This window comes from Maribacter thermophilus (genome assembly GCF_001020565.1).
Classification (GTDB): Bacteria; Bacteroidota; Bacteroidia; order Flavobacteriales; family Flavobacteriaceae; genus Maribacter; species Maribacter thermophilus.
Genome location: NZ_LDAS01000001.1, coordinates 2,339,044 through 2,354,864, shown reverse-complemented (window position 1 = coordinate 2,354,864; position 15,821 = coordinate 2,339,044). Strand labels below are relative to the sequence as shown.

At 39.7% G+C, this 15,821-nt stretch carries 12 protein-coding genes and 1 tRNA gene; 9 read left to right on the top strand and 4 right to left on the bottom strand.

Annotated features, from left to right (window positions below):
- Window positions 1-64: 64 nt before the first annotated feature.
- Window positions 65-1,060 (bottom strand): isoaspartyl peptidase/L-asparaginase family protein, encoded by a 996-nt coding sequence (locus AB657_RS10185; RefSeq protein ID WP_047246388.1) that lies wholly within the window; start codon window positions 1,058-1,060, stop codon window positions 65-67.
- 42 nt (window positions 1,061-1,102) lie between these two features.
- On the opposite strand from AB657_RS10185, the gene AB657_RS10180 reads away from it, so the two are divergent.
- The 3 genes from AB657_RS10180 to AB657_RS10170 all read left to right on the top strand — a co-directional run bounded on the left by AB657_RS10180 (window position 1,103) and on the right by AB657_RS10170 (window position 3,501).
- Window positions 1,103-1,825 (top strand): copper homeostasis protein CutC, encoded by a 723-nt coding sequence (locus AB657_RS10180; RefSeq protein WP_047247926.1) that lies wholly within the window; start codon window positions 1,103-1,105, stop codon window positions 1,823-1,825.
- 57 nt (window positions 1,826-1,882) lie between these two features.
- Window positions 1,883-3,112: a metallophosphoesterase gene (locus tag AB657_RS10175; RefSeq protein ID WP_047246387.1), complete on the top strand. Its 1,230-nt coding sequence runs from the start codon at window positions 1,883-1,885 to the stop codon at window positions 3,110-3,112.
- A 92-nt stretch (window positions 3,113-3,204) separates the two neighbouring features.
- Entirely contained in the window at window positions 3,205-3,501 is a 297-nt protein-coding gene (locus AB657_RS10170) for a thioredoxin family protein (RefSeq protein ID WP_047246386.1), read from the top strand.
- Between the two features lie 55 nt (window positions 3,502-3,556).
- On the opposite strand, the gene AB657_RS10165 is transcribed toward AB657_RS10170, so the two are convergent.
- Window positions 3,557-6,874: a glycosyltransferase family 117 protein gene (locus tag AB657_RS10165; RefSeq protein ID WP_047246385.1), complete on the bottom strand. Its 3,318-nt coding sequence runs from the start codon at window positions 6,872-6,874 to the stop codon at window positions 3,557-3,559.
- A 165-nt stretch (window positions 6,875-7,039) separates the two neighbouring features.
- Here AB657_RS10165 and AB657_RS10160 point away from each other — a divergent pair.
- Together AB657_RS10160 and AB657_RS10155 are read left to right on the top strand one after the other, a co-directional pair.
- Window positions 7,040-7,110, top strand: a tRNA-Gln gene (locus AB657_RS10160).
- Between the two features lie 267 nt (window positions 7,111-7,377).
- The gene (locus tag AB657_RS10155; RefSeq protein WP_198146897.1) at window positions 7,378-7,719 is read left to right on the top strand and encodes a hypothetical protein; all 342 of its coding nucleotides are present in this window, start codon (window positions 7,378-7,380) and stop codon (window positions 7,717-7,719) included.
- 11 nt (window positions 7,720-7,730) lie between these two features.
- Here AB657_RS10155 and AB657_RS10150 read toward each other — a convergent pair whose 3' ends face one another.
- The gene (locus AB657_RS10150) at window positions 7,731-9,053 is read right to left on the bottom strand and encodes a cation:proton antiporter domain-containing protein (RefSeq protein ID WP_047246384.1); all 1,323 of its coding nucleotides are present in this window, start codon (window positions 9,051-9,053) and stop codon (window positions 7,731-7,733) included.
- Between the two features lie 234 nt (window positions 9,054-9,287).
- Between AB657_RS10150 and rimP the strand changes: the two genes are divergently transcribed.
- From rimP to infB, 3 genes are read left to right on the top strand one after another with little or no spacing between them, the layout of a single operon-like run.
- Window positions 9,288-9,749 (top strand): ribosome assembly cofactor RimP, encoded by a 462-nt coding sequence (gene rimP, locus AB657_RS10145; protein WP_047246383.1) that lies wholly within the window; start codon window positions 9,288-9,290, stop codon window positions 9,747-9,749.
- Between the two features lie 12 nt (window positions 9,750-9,761).
- Window positions 9,762-10,994: a transcription termination factor NusA gene (gene nusA / locus AB657_RS10140; protein WP_047246382.1), complete on the top strand. Its 1,233-nt coding sequence runs from the start codon at window positions 9,762-9,764 to the stop codon at window positions 10,992-10,994.
- A 42-nt stretch (window positions 10,995-11,036) separates the two neighbouring features.
- A complete protein-coding gene (gene infB, locus AB657_RS10135; protein ID WP_047246381.1) occupies window positions 11,037-13,778 on the top strand; it encodes a translation initiation factor IF-2 in 2,742 nt (913 codons plus the stop codon).
- A 41-nt stretch (window positions 13,779-13,819) separates the two neighbouring features.
- Here infB and AB657_RS10130 read toward each other — a convergent pair whose 3' ends face one another.
- A complete protein-coding gene (locus AB657_RS10130) occupies window positions 13,820-14,191 on the bottom strand; it encodes an SPOR domain-containing protein (protein WP_047246380.1) in 372 nt (123 codons plus the stop codon).
- 233 nt (window positions 14,192-14,424) lie between these two features.
- Here AB657_RS10130 and AB657_RS10125 point away from each other — a divergent pair, with 233 nt between their 5' ends.
- On the top strand, window positions 14,425-15,789 hold the full coding sequence (locus AB657_RS10125; RefSeq protein WP_047247924.1) for a c-type cytochrome: 1,365 nt from the start codon (window positions 14,425-14,427) through the stop codon (window positions 15,787-15,789).
- Window positions 15,790-15,821 lie beyond the last annotated feature (32 nt).

The following is a 15,821-nucleotide window of genomic DNA, read 5'->3' as shown; positions in this document are numbered from 1 at the left end:
GTTTGATTCGAAAGCGAGGCGTAATGCTCCAATTGTACTACGATCATCTAGGTGTTTTTTCTTTTTAAGCTTTTAAATAACTGTTCGCCGTATTGTTTGCGTGTCCGTCATTGGTGTAAGTGCGGTAAGAGAACCCGGGGTGAATGCAATAGGCTCCTGTTTCGCCTTTTTTGTTTACCGCGATAAAACCGATTTGAAAATCTTGTTTGTCCTTGTTCTTGGCAATGATTCTTTTTACACCTTCTTCACATGCTTCTTGTGGTGACTTGCCCTGTCTCATTAACTCTACGATCAAAAAACTGCCCACGGTCCGTACTACTTCTTCACCAACGCCGGTAGCGGTAGCGCCGCCTACTTCATTGTCTACAAATAAACCGGCACCTATTATTGGTGAGTCACCAACCCTGCCGGCCATTTTGTAGGCCATACCACTGGTAGTACAGGCACCAGAAATATCCCCATTTTTATCTATGGCCAACATGCCTATGGTATCATGGTTTTCTATATTTATTATGGGTTTGTATTTTGATGTCTTTTTCCATTCTAACCACTCTTCTTTAGACTTTTCTGTCAGTAGGTTTGTCTTTTTAAATCCTTGTTCATAAGCAAACTGTTCGGCACCTTTTCCTACCAACATCACATGCGGTGTTTCTTCCATGACCTTTCTTGCTACCGATATGGGGTTGGCAATATTTTCAATGGCCAATACCGCACCGCAGTTGGCATCTTTGTCCATAATACAGGCGTCTAAGGTTACCTTGCCGTCCCTATCCGGCCTGCCCCCGTTACCCACGGTTTGGTTGTCCAAGTTGTTTTCTTCTACCATGACCCCTTGGTGTACGGCATCTAAAGAACTTCCTCCTTTTTTTAGCACTTCCCAGGCCTTGGCCGTAGCATTCCCAAAATCCCATGTACAAATGGCTATCGGAATATTTTTTTTGCCGGCCTCTGGTTTTGCTATTTTGGTGGAAGTGGCTTCGTTGCAAGAAGCTAATATGGGGGCAGATAATATTCCTGCGGTTATGGTACTCGAATTTTTAAGAAATTTTCTTCTTTTCATAGACATGGTTCTTTACTTTTAATGAAATCTAAATATAACAATATGCTTGTAGAAGTATGTGCCAATTCTTTGGAATCCGCATTGAACGCGCAAAAGGCTGGGGCAGATAGAATTGAACTTTGTTCAGAGCTGGCAGTGGGCGGTATAACCCCCTCTTACGGATTGTTAAAATTGATAAGAGAGCAAATTTCTATACCCGTTCATGTTTTGATAAGGCCAAGAAGTGGTGATTTTACATATTCGGACCTTGAGTTCGAAATTATGATGAGAGATATTTCTTTGTGTGTAGAAATGGGGTTTGATGGTGTTGTTTCTGGAGTTTTAGATAAAGATTTTAGCTTGGACAGGAAAAGGACCGAGGATTTAGTGAAGGCTTCGAAAGAACTGAATTTTACTTTTCATAGAGCTTTTGATTGGGTGGGTCAACCATTGCATACACTTGGCTTACTAGAGGATGTGGGGGTGAATTATGTGCTTACCTCGGGGCAAAAGAAATCGGCATTGGCAGGTATCGAATTGTTACAAGAGCTTAAGGGATGTGCTTCTACTATTGTGGTCATGCCCGGAAGTGGAATTAATGATAATAATGTGGCAGTTTTTAAGGAAAAGGGCTTTAAGGCCGTTCATTTATCGGGAACCAAATTACAACAAACGTTGTTTGAGGATCCTTTGGTTTCAATGAATTCCTCTTCGTTTATGAACGATGATAAAATAGCGGTAACCAGTACGGAAACTATTAAGGCTGTTGTAGATAAGGTTAAATAAACCCCAAAAGGAACGTATGGTAGCATTTCAAAAAATATCTTTGTAAAAAAAAGAAGTATGCTTCGTTGGATCATCTTTGTAATAGTATATCTGGGATTAAGTTTTTATATCGTTCAAGCGCTTAGGTCTCTCTTTAGGCAGCCTTGGGTATATCTTTTATATATAGTGGTGTCACTTGCTATATTGATAAATTTCATATATCAATTTACAGCAGGCGAAGAGGCAGGTCGGGTATTAAGTAGACCCAAGAGTTATGCCTTTGGTCTATTATTGACGATGTTGTCCTTTAAAGTGGTAATTATCCTTTTTCTTTTTTCCGAAGACATTTTTAGAATTTTTACAGGAGCATATCATAAAATATTTGGAGCGGACAAGGAGTTCAGCCTACCGGAACGAAGACGTTTTTTAAGTATGATAGGTCTGGGCATAGCGGCTCTTCCCTTTGGTGCTTTATTGTATGGTATGTACAAGGGTAAGTACAATTATAAAGTATTGAAGTATACGTTGGAATTTGATGATTTGCCAGAGAGTTTTGACGGGTATCGTATAACCCAGATTTCGGATATACATAGTGGAAGTTTTGATAACCGTAAAAAGATAGAATACGGAGTAAAACTTATAAATAGACAAAATAGCGATTTGCTACTTTTTACCGGGGACATGGTGAACAATAAGACGGAAGAAATGTTGCCTTGGGCTGAGCTCTTTAGTACATTAAAAGCAAAGGACGGTAAATTCTCCATTTTGGGGAATCATGACTATGGGGATTATATAGATTGGGAAACCGAAGAATTAAAGAGGCAGAATCTAGAAGACCTAAAAAAACTACAAAAAGATATGGGGTTCGACCTTTTGTTGAACGAGCATAGGTACCTTAAAAAGGGAACGGATAAAATTGCCTTGGTGGGAGTCGAGAACTGGGGTAGGGGCGGTTTTAAAAAAGCTGGAGACCTTAAGAAGGCCACTTCGAATATTGCCAAGGACGATTTTACGATTTTAATGAGCCATGACCCGTCGCATTGGGAAGATGAAGTGTTACATGATGATAAGCATTTTCATTTGACCTTGAGTGGTCATACCCATGGGATGCAGTTTGGTATAGAAATACCGGGATGGGTCAAATGGAGTCCGATAAAGTGGCGTTACAAGTATTGGGCGGGAGTATATAAAGAGTTGGGGCAGTTTATTAATGTGAACAGGGGCTTTGGTTTTTTAGGCTACCCCGGTAGGGTTGGTATTTGGCCCGAAATAACGGTGATTACTTTAAAAAAGAAGTCGTTAACATGATTTTAACTCGTGTTGAACGCCACAATAATAAGCCCTTAGATTGTATTTTAACATTTTTTACTACATTTGGCGAATAACGTAAAGCCGATTATATGTCTAAATTTGGTGAACTTATAGATTTGAATGTGCCAGTACTCTTGGATTTTTATGCGGAGTGGAACGAGCAATCTACCGCTATGCATCCTGTTTTAAGGGAGGTGGCTGCTGCTATTGGTGACAAGGGCAAGGTGATTAAAATAGATGTGGACAAGAACAAAGAACTTTCACAGGCATTACGTGTCAAAGGTTTGCCCACACTAATGATCTACAAAAAAGGTGAAATGGTATGGCGCCAAAGTGGTGAGCAAGATGCCAATACGCTTATAGGTATTCTGAACGAATATATATAAGCGCCTTAACTTCTTTTTACTTATTTAATCTATAATGGTCTATGACCTGGCCAATTTATGGTCGAACACTATCATTGTTGTTTTCGATAGTGTCCGACATTGATACGGTGTCTACCATGTCCGGGTTGTTTTCCAATTCGGTTTCCGGCATTTCTAAACTGGCATCGTCTTTATAGAAGTGTTGAAACTTGTCTATATATTCGTTGAATATTAGGGTTTCTTTCTCAGCAATGTCTTTCTCGTCATTGGCTATAACCATATCTATATTTCTTCTATAGGCTTCCATATCGGCAATAATATCATCAATATGGCCATACTGCTCATCTATGCTCGTAAGGGAGTAGTACTCTAATCTCTCTTGATACTTTTTCTTAAGAAGGCTAAAAAGCTCTCTTGCTTTTTGGGTTTCCCCCACCTTATAATACCCATCTATAAATGGTTCTACCAATGAGTAATATCCAAATTTCTCTACAGGCATATTCTTCAGTGAAATCTCGATAATGTCTTTTGCCTTGTCCATCTTGTTTTCTTTGATGAGAGCTTCCATCAATCGGGCCAAATTACCTCTAAAAGATACACTCTGTATTCTTGTTTGTGTATCGTGATAGATGTCTCCGCCAGCATTTCCCCAATCCCAGTTGGTGACAATATCGTACATCAAGTCGGTATCTATTCTTCCCATTTCAAAAGAATTGGGTCTTTCTGTTCTTATAGGTACCAGTTTGTAGGCAAGACCGTCCAATTGTAGGTAATCTTTCATCCAAATGTATTCAGCATCGTCGAAACTTCCTCCGGAAAAATATAAAGGCCTTTTCCAGTCATTATTGGCCAAAATATCCAACATCATCATACTTTTTTTGGTGATTGCACCAGGTAGGTCTATGTCTATATAATCTACGATAAGCGCAGAATCTTTTGGTTTTACCAAACCACTTTCCAAAACATTTTTTTTGTTTACCGGTACCCTTATTTTGTTGGTAGGGTAGTACACTATGTTCTGGGTGTTTTCAGAATAGGCACTTAGGTCAGCCCCTTGCTGTTCAAAAAGGTACTTTAGTTTGGTTCTGGGCTTGTCGCTGTCGATCCAGTTGATAAAATCTTTTATGTTCCATCTGTTTTCTGTAATACCTTGGTGGTATAGCACGTCGCGATTTCCCCAGCGGTATTTCTCGTGTTCTATTTGAGAAGGTATAGGGTCGCTCTCGTAGGCTTTTTTCTTCATTTGGTCTACATACCAGTCGGTCTCGAACAAACTGGTGCAAACTATTCTTACATCGGTACGATAGCCTTCTATTTCTTGGGCGTACCAAAGAGGGAAAGTATCGTTGTCGCCGATGGTAAACAAAATAGCTCCTGCATCTTCTTGGCAAGAATCCAAATATGCTTTGGCAGATGAATTTGCCGTAAAGCGGTTAGATCGGTCGTGGTCGTCCCAATTTTGTACCGCCATAACCGTAGGCACGGCTAAAAGGCAGATGACAACCACTACGGGTGCCAAGACTTTAGGGGTGAGCCAATCTTTAAATCCGTCATATAGACCGTAAACCCCAATGCCGATCCAAATGGCAAAAATGTAAAATGATCCTACCAAAGAATAATCTCTTTCCCTAGGCTGAAAAATACCGGGGTTGGTGTAAAACTGTATAGCCAGTCCCGTAAAAAGGAAGAACACCAGTAAGACCCAGAATTGTTTCGGGTTTTTTGATACTTGGAAAACAATACCGATAATACCCAATATTAAAGGTAAGAAGAAATAGGTGTTACGGCCCGGGTTGTTTTTAATGTCGCTTGGTAGGTTGTCTTGGCTTCCCAACCTTGCACTATCGATAAAATTAATACCGCTTAACCAGTTTCCGTTATCGTTGTACCTTCCTTGTACGTCATTTTGCTTGCCGACAAAATTCCACATAAAATAACGTAGGTACATATAGTTGAACTGGAACTCCACCATGTATTTGATATTGTCCCATACAGATGGTGGCTCTACCTCTATGTAATCACTAAAGCGTTTTAGAAAACTAATGTATTGTTCCGCATCTATCTCTCCGTTGGCGAAACCTGTTTTTACTTGATTGGCAGCTTCCCTGAGCTCGGCATTGGATTCTGTCAACCTAAAATCCAATGGACCAAAATAACGCATATAATTTGCGGCATTTTGCGAACTCCACATTCTTGGAAGAAAACCTTGGTGCTTAGGGTTGGGACCCTGTTCCGATTTTTCGTATTTGTTTACGATGATGTATTTGCCCAATGTATAGTCTTTTTCGTACTTGGGCTTGCCGTCCCGGTCCTCTCCCGGAGGGGCGAACATGTCAGAGTAATAGGTTCCGTATATGGGGCTGTCTACCCCAGGGTATTGTTCCCTGTTGTAATAGGCCAATAGGGCACGGGCGTCTTCTGGATTGTTTTCGTTGATGACTACTTTGGCGTTCGCACGTATAGGTAACATTAACCATGAAGAAAATCCTAAAAACAAGAACATTAAACAAAGAACTATAGTGTTTCCTGTTTTGTAATTGTTTTTTCGGGTGTAGTTTAACCCGAAGTAAAAAGCCGCTATAAATAAAATACCTATAATAATGGATCCAGAATTAAAGGGAAGTCCGATGCTATTGACAAAGAATACTTCTCCCCATCCGAATAATTTTAATACGTAGGTCAATGAGAATTTATAGACCAACATTAAAATGGCTATTACAGCGATATTTGCCAATAAAAAGTTCTTTATGGTCGTTTTTTTATACGTTTTAAAGTAATAAAGTAGACCTACCGATGGGATGGCCAAAAAGCCCATAAATTGAACCCCGAAAGTTAAGCCTATTACAAAAGATATAAGTATGAGCCATCTGTTTCCTCTAGGGTCGTCTAGGTTATCCGTCCATTTTAATCCAAGCCACAGTAATAATGCCATTATAAAACTTGCCATGGCGTATACCTCTGTTTCTACGGCATTGAACCAAAAGCTGTCAGAATAGGTAAACGCCAAAGAACCTATTAAGCCACTTCCTAGAACGGCAATAGCTTTGCTGTTGGTCAATTCACCTTCTTGGTCTATTAATTTTCGGGTAATATTGGTAATGGTCCAAAACATAAACAAGATGGTAAATGCACTGGAGACACCAGAAACAAGGTTTACCATCATGGCAACCTGACTGGGGTCGAAAGCGAACATGGCAAAAAAGGCCCCGATCATTTGTAGCAAAGGAGCTCCCGGTGGGTGGCCTACCTGAAGTTTGGCTGCCGTGGCAATGTATTCACCGGCATCCCAAAAACTGTTGGTAGGTTCAACGGTTATGAAATATGTAACAAGTGCTATAAAAAATACGGCCCACCCAAGAAGGGTATTCCATTTGTTGAAGTTCTTTGAAAACATGTAACCTAGGTTAAAGCTATCTGGCGAATTTAATAATTTAAATATAGATCGCCCCATTATTTTTATAAACCTTTAACAGGTGATTTTGATCAATTTTAATTTTTGCTCAAAAAAATATTTGTGCAAACCAAACTTTGTTTTAAATTTGCACGCTCTTAGAGGTATTGGCCCATGGTGTAATGGTAACACTCCGGTTTTTGGTACCGTCATTCTAGGTTCGAGTCCTAGTGGGCCAACTAAGAAGTTTTAAAAGCCCGATCATCATCAGATGGTCGGGCTTTTTGTTTGGTTTTATTAAGTGTCAGCTATTGTTTTTATGGTTGTGACAGTTCCTTTTTAATGTGTTATTTGTCGGTAGAATATCAATTTAAACGGAGATTTATCACTCTAAAAACCGATATTTTGTACATTGCTGGTCGAATGAGTTAAGGATTTAGTGAAAATAGTGCTTAGTTCATTTGAGTCTCTGTTAGTTTTGTCCCCACTCTATAAACTAATTTAATATGAAGTTGACCGAAAAAAAATTAAAGATAATCTTAGTGGTTGTGCTGTTAGGTTTTGGAGTTGGATTTTATCTTCAGGATCTACAACATCAAAAGAGCACGCAACATGCTTGGAAGGCCAACAGATACAATCTTTCTAGGTTTGATAAGATTACGAAATACAGTAAGCAAATGAATTCTGGTAACTGGAGGGTTATGAGGGACAGTATTCAAGATCAGTTGGATACCTTGATGATCTTAAGGTTTAGAAAAGAGGTTGACAGTATTAACTCTATAACACAGGAAGAAGGCAGTGTTAACAAAGCTGGCTTTTTTAGCGATGAAATTTTAAATGGGCGCTAGTATGTCGTTCTTTATGGAATAGTATCCTCGTTGTCCGGGATCTTATCTTCCGTTGATTCGATACCGTTCGAATTTATTTTTTCTTGTAGGATGTCTTCGGCGGTGTTTCTTTCTTCGTATTGCTCATCTATTTCATCTAATAAAGAACCTATTTTATGTTTATCCTTTATCATGGCCCAAGTCATAATTAAACTGGTTGCTATGATTACGAATAATAGTATGCCCGATTCAAATTCTGCTACCTGAGCTTCTGTAGGTATTGCATAAAACAGTAAAATGGTGATGAGTCCTCTTGGTGCAATAAATAGCTGGGGAAAAATATCTCTGCCAATAAACACTCTTAATATTAAAAAACGAATCAGGTATATAGATATAATGATAAGAAGGCTTATTAGGGCAACTTTAAAGCTTAACAGTGAGCTAAGTACAATGGTGATGCCGAATATGACGAAGAAAAATGTGCGAATTACAAAAGCCGTCTCCAAAGTTATTATGTGGAGCTCGTGGTAGATCTGTTTTATTTTATCGGTATCTAGAAAAACTTTTGCCTTGCCAGGGAAAAACAAATGGGCATTTTTAACAATAAGTCCAAAGACGAGGATAATTATGAGCGACGATAAATGTAATTTTTTTCCAATGGCGTACAGTAATAACAATACCGCTATGAGTAAAAATAATTTGGCTTGGCTTTTTATTTTTTGAAATATTAAAATTATGGCATAACTGGCCACAATAGCAATTGCTATGGTTAGAGCTATGTTTCCGATGAAGCCAGCGGCGCCTGCATCTTCGCTCGGATTCAGTCCTTCGATAAGAAAATAGAACATCATTATGCCCATTATATCGGAGAAGGTACTTTCGTATATGTGGAACTCTTTCTTTTTTTCTGATAGCCCTCCAACACTCGGTATAATTATGGCGCTCGACAGTATGGATAGTGGTGTAGCGTAAATCAATGCCGATTGCATGCTCATTTCAGGGATAAAAAGCTGAAGAATAAAGGCAGCCGTATAGGCCGATGCCAGTAACCCGATCAGGGCAATGGACATAGATTTTAATATAGGTATTATTTTGTCTTTCTTAAGCTCTAGTTCTAAGGCTGCCTCTAGAACGATCATGATGAGCCCTACCGTGCCCAGTATCTTTAGGCTCTCGAGAAAATCGGGTACGCTGCCAAAAAAGTAGCTGAGAATCAGATTTAGAAAAACGCCTAGGACTATGAGCATAAGAACAGAAGGAATGTTGGTTTTTTTGCTTATGACATTGAACCAAAAGGAAATGATAACGATAATTGAGGCGGTGATGATAAAGTCGTACGTGGTTAATGCTTCCATAAATTAAAATTCCAAATCGATAAAGGTAAAAAAAGAAGTGAACTTACTCTGTGGTGTTAAGAGGTTTGGATCAAAACGGTAACCCGATACATGTCGAAAAAACGATTGAGGTTGTTGAATGATTCTCTTTGGAAATTAGGAGATTAATCTTAAAAAAGATATATTTGCATCACTGAAAGGATAGAAAGTATTCATGAGGGGACAATTTGTCCCCTCTTTTATTACTTAGTTTTTATGCTAAAGGATAAGGTTAGAGAGCTTCTGGAAAAAGGATTGGCCGAGGATAAGACTCTTTTTTTAATAGATTTTACTGTTTCTACAGATAATAAGATCAAGGTGATCATAGATGGTGACAATGGCGTTGCAGTAAGTGATTGTATTAAAATTAGTAGGGCCATTGAGCATAATTTAGATAGGGAAGAGCAAGATTTTTCCCTTGAGGTGGCCTCTGCCGGCGCTACCGAGCCTTTGGTGATGCCAAGACAGTACAAGAAAAATATTGGTAGAAAATTGGAGGTGGAAACCACCGACGGTGTTTATGAAGGTACACTTGTTGAGGCAGATGAAAACAAAGTAGCTATAGAGTGGAAGGCTAGGGAGCCTAAACCTGTTGGTAAAGGAAAGGTGACGGTGCAGAAAAGAAAGGAAATTGATTTTTCTGATATAAAAAAAGCAAAAGTTGTATTAAAATTTTAATAGTAGGTATAGATGGAAAATATTGCGTTAATAGAATCTTTCTCGGAATTTAAGGATGATAAATTCATTGACCGGGTAACGCTTATGGCAATTTTGGAAGATGTTTTCAGAAATGCTTTGAAAAAGAAGTTTGGGTCTGATGATAATTTTGATATTATTATTAACCCGGACAAAGGCGATTTGGAGATTTGGCGTAATCGAGTAGTGGTGGAAGATGGGCAAGTCGAAGAACCGAATGAAGAGATTTCTTTGTCCGAAGCTCGTAAGATCGAACCTGATTTTGAAGTAGGTGAAGATGTTTCCGAAGAGGTTAAGCTGGTGGATTTGGGTAGAAGGGCCATTTTAGCATTGCGCCAGAACTTGATCTCAAAAATACATGAACACGACAATACCACTATTTATAAGCAGTTTAAAGACTTGGAAGGGGAAATTTATACTGCCGAGGTACATCATATTCGCCATAAGGCGGTTATTTTGTTAGATGATGAGGGTAATGAGATCATACTTCCAAAAGACAGGCAGATACCATCCGATTTCTTTAGAAAAGGTGATAATGTCAGGGGAATCATAGAGAGTGTTGAATTGAAAGGAGCAAAACCAACGATTATCATGTCAAGAACCTCTCCTAAATTTTTAGAGCAGTTGTTTTTTCAAGAGATTCCTGAGGTTTTCGATGGTTTGATCACTATTAAAAAGGCGGTAAGAATACCTGGGGAAAAAGCAAAAGTTGCTGTTGATTCTTATGATGATAGAATAGATCCTGTTGGGGCCTGTGTGGGTATGAAAGGCTCTCGTATTCATGGTATCGTAAGAGAGTTGGGCAATGAGAATATAGATGTTATTAACTGGACGTCAAATCCTCAATTGTTGGTGACCAGGGCTTTAAGTCCGGCAAGAGTTTCTTCTGTGAAATTGAACGACGAGAAAATGACCGCTCAGGTATATCTGAAGCCAGAAGAGGTTTCTAAAGCGATCGGTCGTGGAGGACATAATATTCGTCTTGCAGGGCAATTAACGGGGTATGAGATAGATGTTTTCCGTGAAGGTGTAGAGGAAGATGTGGAGTTGACGGAATTTTCCGATGAAATAGACGGCTGGATCATCGAGGAATTTAAGAAGATAGGTATGGATACGGCCAGAAGTGTATTGGAGCAAGATGTGAACGATCTAGTGAAACGTACGGATTTGGAAGAAGAAACAATTTTAGAAGTTGTGCGTATCCTAAAAGAAGAATTAGAAGATTAGCTATATATTAGCACTTAAATAATAGAACGGGAATCAGTATTTATGGCAGATAATGCAAAAATAAGACTTAACAAAGTTCTTCGTGAGCTTAATATTTCCTTGGATAGGGCGGTAGATTACCTTAATAGTAAGGGGCATAATGTGGAGGCCAGGCCGACCACAAAAATTTCTGATGAGGTTTATCAGGTTTTGTTAGATGAATTTCAGACAGATAAGAGTAAGAAAGTTGCGTCTAAGGAAGTCGGTGAGGAAAAACGTAAGGAGAAGGAGGCCATAAGGGTTCAGCTAGAGCGAGAGCAAGAGGAGCGCCGTATTGCGCGCGAGAAAAGAAATGCCGCGATAGAGGAAACCAAATTTGTGGGTAAGGTGGAGTTGGCAGGTCCGAAAACTGTCGGTAAAATAGACCTTAATCCAAAGAAAAAGGCAGAGCCCGCTCCGAAAAAAGAAGAGGTAGAGGAGAAAAAGCCAGAGGTTGTAGAGGAGAAAAAAGAGGTGGTTAAGCCGCCTAAGGTGGATCTACCCGTAAAGGAGGAGAAAAAACCTGAAGAGAAGGAACCTGTTAAGGAAAAGGAAGAGCAGAAACCTGTCAAAGAAGAAAAACCCGTTGAAGTAAAAGAGGAGAAACCTGAAGAACCGGCGACTATAGAGACCAAGTATAAAAAGTTAACGGGTCCTAAAATTACCGGAGATAAAATAGATCTTTCTAAGTTTCAAAAACCCAAGAAAAAGGATAAAAAACCTGCGGACAATACAGATCGTAAAAAACGCAGAAAGCGTATAGTTAGCAAGAATACTTCTGGCCATGGTCAAAACTCTAGAGGAGGCAATTCATCTGACCGTAAAGGAAACAGGCGATTTGCCGCTCCTAAGGTAGAGCCAACCGAAGAGGATGTTCAAAAGCAGGTAAGGGAGACCTTAGAGAAATTACAAGGTAAATCCAAAAAAGGCAAAGGAGCCAAATATAGAAGGGATAAAAGAGATCAGCACCGTCAGCAAACAGAAAAAGATCTTGAGCAACAACAACTTGAAAGTAAAATACTTAAAGTTACCGAGTTTGTTACTGCCAGTGAGGTGGCAACGATGATGGAGGTGTCCACGACAGAGATTATATCGGCCTGTATGTCTTTGGGTATCATGGTAACCATGAACCAAAGGTTGGATGCGGAAACATTGTCTATTGTTGCGGAGGAGTTTGGTTATGAGGTAGAGTTCGTTACCGCTGATATCGAGGAGAGTATAGTTGAGCAAGAAGATGCTCCGGAAGATTTGAAGCCAAGAGCTCCGATCGTAACGGTAATGGGGCATGTGGATCACGGTAAAACTTCTTTGCTGGATTATATTAGGGAAGAAAATGTAATAGCCGGTGAGAGTGGTGGTATTACCCAGCATATCGGTGCATATGCCGTTACATTGGATAATGGTCAAAAGATATCCTTTTTGGATACTCCAGGTCACGAAGCATTTACGGCAATGCGTGCCAGGGGTGCTCAAGTTACCGATATCGCAATAATTGTAATTGCGGCCGATGATGATATTATGCCACAGACCAAAGAGGCGATTAGTCATGCACAGGCGGCAGGTGTTCCAATAGTTTTTGCTATCAACAAAATAGATAGGCCAACCGCTAACCCGGATAAGATTAAAGAAGGTTTGGCCCAGATGAACTTGCTTGTAGAAGATTGGGGAGGTAAGATTCAGTCTCATGATATTTCTGCAAAAACAGGTGAAGGGGTAAAAGAGTTGTTGGAAAAAGTGCTTTTGGAAGCGGAATTGCTCGAGTTGAAAGCGAATCCGAACAAATTGGCCTCAGGTACTGTTGTAGAAGCTTTCTTGGACAAGGGAAAAGGATATGTTTCCACAATTCTTGTTCAGGCCGGTACATTGTCAATTGGTGATTATGTACTTGCGGGTACCACTAGTGGTAAGGTAAAGGCGATGCACGATGAGCGAGGTAATAATGTTGATAAGGTAGGTCCTTCCCAACCTATATCCATTTTAGGTTTGGATGGGGCTCCGCAGGCCGGTGACAAGTTTCATGTGTTAGAGGATGAGAGAGAGGCGAAGCAGATAGCGGCAAGAAGAGCTCAATTGCAAAGAGAGCAATCTGTGAGAACGCAACGTCATATTACCTTAGATGAGATAGGTAGGCGTATAGCCCTAGGGGAGTTTAAAGAATTGAACATTGTTTTGAAAGGGGATGTGGATGGATCTGTAGAGGCATTGACCGATTCTTTCCAGAAACTTTCTACCGACGAAATTCAAGTAAATATTATCTATAAGGCGGTAGGTCCTATTACAGAGTCTGATGTGTTGCTTGCCTCAGCTTCCGATGCGGTTATAATAGGATTTAATGTTAGGCCAATGGGTAACGCCAAGGCTATGGCAGAGAATGAGGAGATCGATATAAGAATGTACTCTATCATCTACGATGCCATAAACGACCTTAAAGATGCAATGGAGGGAATGCTTTCTCCGGAAATGAAAGAGGAGATTACCGGTACTGCGGAAATCAGAGAGACCTTCAAGATTTCTAAAATCGGTACAATTGCCGGTTGTATGGTAACCAGTGGTAAGATTTATAGAAACTCAAATATTCGCTTAATTAGGGATGGTGTAGTAATCTATACTGGTGAATTGGCTTCTTTAAAGAGGTTTAAAGACGACGTAAAAGAAGTGTCAAAAGGATATGATTGTGGTCTTCAGATAAAGAACTACAATGATATTCATGTGAATGATATTGTAGAGGCTTTCCAAGAGGTTGCCGTTAAGAAGAAACTGAAATAATATGTAACGTATTAGTAGCGGAGCAAAAAAAATCGACCTTATCAGGTCGATTTTTTTGGTTTTAAAAGCATTGCATTTGGGTACTTCTTTCGTACCTCGTTGAATTTTCTTTCGGCCTCTAATTTAGATTTAAAACGCCCGACCCGTATCCTATAGGTTGGTGAGTCGAAATCTATCCTCGAAGGTAGGTCCGGAAAGTCTATCTCAACATTGTTTTTAATTTCGCGAGCTTTTCTATCGTCGCTAACAAAACCTACTTGTATTCTGTAATATTCGGTGTTGCTCAAGGCTTTTTTGTATAGATCCAGCAGTTGGGTTATTTGCTGATCCTGTGAAATGGTGATTTTTCCTTCCTGCGCAACTATATAATTGGTGCTATATACTATAAAAAGGACGTAAAATATTTTTTTCATTTGAAAATAATAAGGTGAATATTTTTGTTCTGCAAATGTAAATTTTTAAGGTATAATCGATTAGGTATTTTACTTATTTAGAACAGATATAAATTATAAGTTATAAATACATTAACGTTTTTTCAAATAAAGTCTATGTCGTATTTTTGGCATCGATTTAAGGCATTGTTGTTGTTTTCTGTTTGTTTACAGGCCAAAATCATGCCAAGATTCCGATTGAAATATTCTATTATATGAAAAAGGTTCTATACCGCAATCAGTTTTCTAAAGTCTTTGTTTTTAGTTTAGTTTTAACGCTACTCTTTTCAGTTTCGCTTATGGCTCAAGATGCTGTTGCGGAATCTGGTGATGGTGCTGCTTCGGGTGGAGACGCCGCTGCAGGTAAAGCGTTGTTTAATCAGAATTGTGCTGCGTGTCACTCATTGGACCGTAAGATGACGGGTCCTGCCTTGGCGAATGTAGAAAGTCGTTTGGCGGAAGATGAGGGTCTTGACAGGGAGTGGTTGTATGCTTGGATTAAGAATAGCCCTGGGGTGATTAAGTCTGGCGACGCATATGCTAATAAGGTGTATGCGGAGTACAATCAAGCGGCAATGACTCCGTTTCCTACCTTGACGAACGCGGACATCGATAATATTTTGGCGTATACTGCTGCACCGCCACCGGCGCCAGCGGCTACGGCGGCAACCGATGCTTCGGCGTCTGATGCTTCTTCAGGTGGCTCTTCAGGTATATCCAACGAGGTTATTTTGGGTGCATTGGTTTTGATTTTCGCGTTGTTGGTGGTTATGTTGTTCTTGGTGAACACTACGCTTCGCCGAATTGCGGAAGCGAATGGGATTTCCATTGAAAAAGAAAATGCTGAGAAAAGGGTTCCTGTTTGGAAGGCTTTTGCTCAAAATCAATTCTTGGTTTTGGTGACGGTTGTTTTATTGTTGTTGGGGAGTGCGTATTTCGCTTACGGTTGGATGATGCAGGTAGGTGTTGATCAGGGGTATGCTCCGATACAGCCAATACATTATTCACATAAAATACATGCGGGTGATAATAAAATTGAATGTAAGTATTGTCACTCTTCTGCAAGGGTTTCCAAAACTTCAGGTATTCCATCGTTGAATGTTTGTATGAATTGTCATAAATCTATTTATGAATATAAAGGTAATCCAGAAGGTCCTTCTAAAGAGGATTTGGCTAATGGGTATACCAATGAGTTTTATACCAACGAAATAAAGAAATTGTATAAGGCAGTCGGTTGGGACGAGGAGAACCAGAAGTATACTGGTGAGACTCAGCCTGTAGAATGGGTAAGGGTTCATAATCTTCCTGATTTTGCTTACTTCAATCACTCTCAGCATGTTTCTGTGGCTGGTGTCGAATGTCAGACATGTCACGGACCTGTGGAGGAGATGGAGGTTATGTATCAGTATTCTCCTCTAACAATGGGGTGGTGTGTGAATTGTCACCGTGAGACCAATGTTAAGGTAGAGGGTAATGAGTATTATGAAAAAATCCATGCAGAGCTTTCCAAAAAATATGGTGTGGAGAATTTGACAGCTGCTCAAATGGGCGGACTGGAGTGTGGAAAGTGTCACTATTAATAATAATAAGAAGCTAATTACAGATAATACGT

Bases quoted from the DNA above. Each gene is read 5' to 3' on its own strand.
- nusA (WP_047246382.1), top strand. From the start codon at position 9,762: ATGGAAAATATTGCGTTAATAGAATCTTTCTCGGAATTTAAGGATGAT.
- AB657_RS10180 (WP_047247926.1), top strand. From the start codon at position 1,103: ATGCTTGTAGAAGTATGTGCCAATTCTTTGGAATCCGCATTGAACGCG.
- AB657_RS10165 (WP_047246385.1), bottom strand. From the start codon at position 6,874: ATGTTTTCAAAGAACTTCAACAAATGGAATACCCTTCTTGGGTGGGCC.
- AB657_RS10150 (WP_047246384.1), bottom strand. From the start codon at position 9,053: ATGGAAGCATTAACCACGTACGACTTTATCATCACCGCCTCAATTATC.
- AB657_RS10185 (WP_047246388.1), bottom strand. From the start codon at position 1,060: ATGAAAAGAAGAAAATTTCTTAAAAATTCGAGTACCATAACCGCAGGA.
- rimP (WP_047246383.1), top strand. From the start codon at position 9,288: ATGCTAAAGGATAAGGTTAGAGAGCTTCTGGAAAAAGGATTGGCCGAG.
- AB657_RS10155 (WP_198146897.1), top strand. From the start codon at position 7,378: ATGAAGTTGACCGAAAAAAAATTAAAGATAATCTTAGTGGTTGTGCTG.
- AB657_RS10125 (WP_047247924.1), top strand. From the start codon at position 14,425: ATGAAAAAGGTTCTATACCGCAATCAGTTTTCTAAAGTCTTTGTTTTT.
- infB (WP_047246381.1), top strand. From the start codon at position 11,037: ATGGCAGATAATGCAAAAATAAGACTTAACAAAGTTCTTCGTGAGCTT.
- AB657_RS10175 (WP_047246387.1), top strand. From the start codon at position 1,883: ATGCTTCGTTGGATCATCTTTGTAATAGTATATCTGGGATTAAGTTTT.
- AB657_RS10170 (WP_047246386.1), top strand. From the start codon at position 3,205: ATGTCTAAATTTGGTGAACTTATAGATTTGAATGTGCCAGTACTCTTG.
- AB657_RS10130 (WP_047246380.1), bottom strand. From the start codon at position 14,191: ATGAAAAAAATATTTTACGTCCTTTTTATAGTATATAGCACCAATTAT.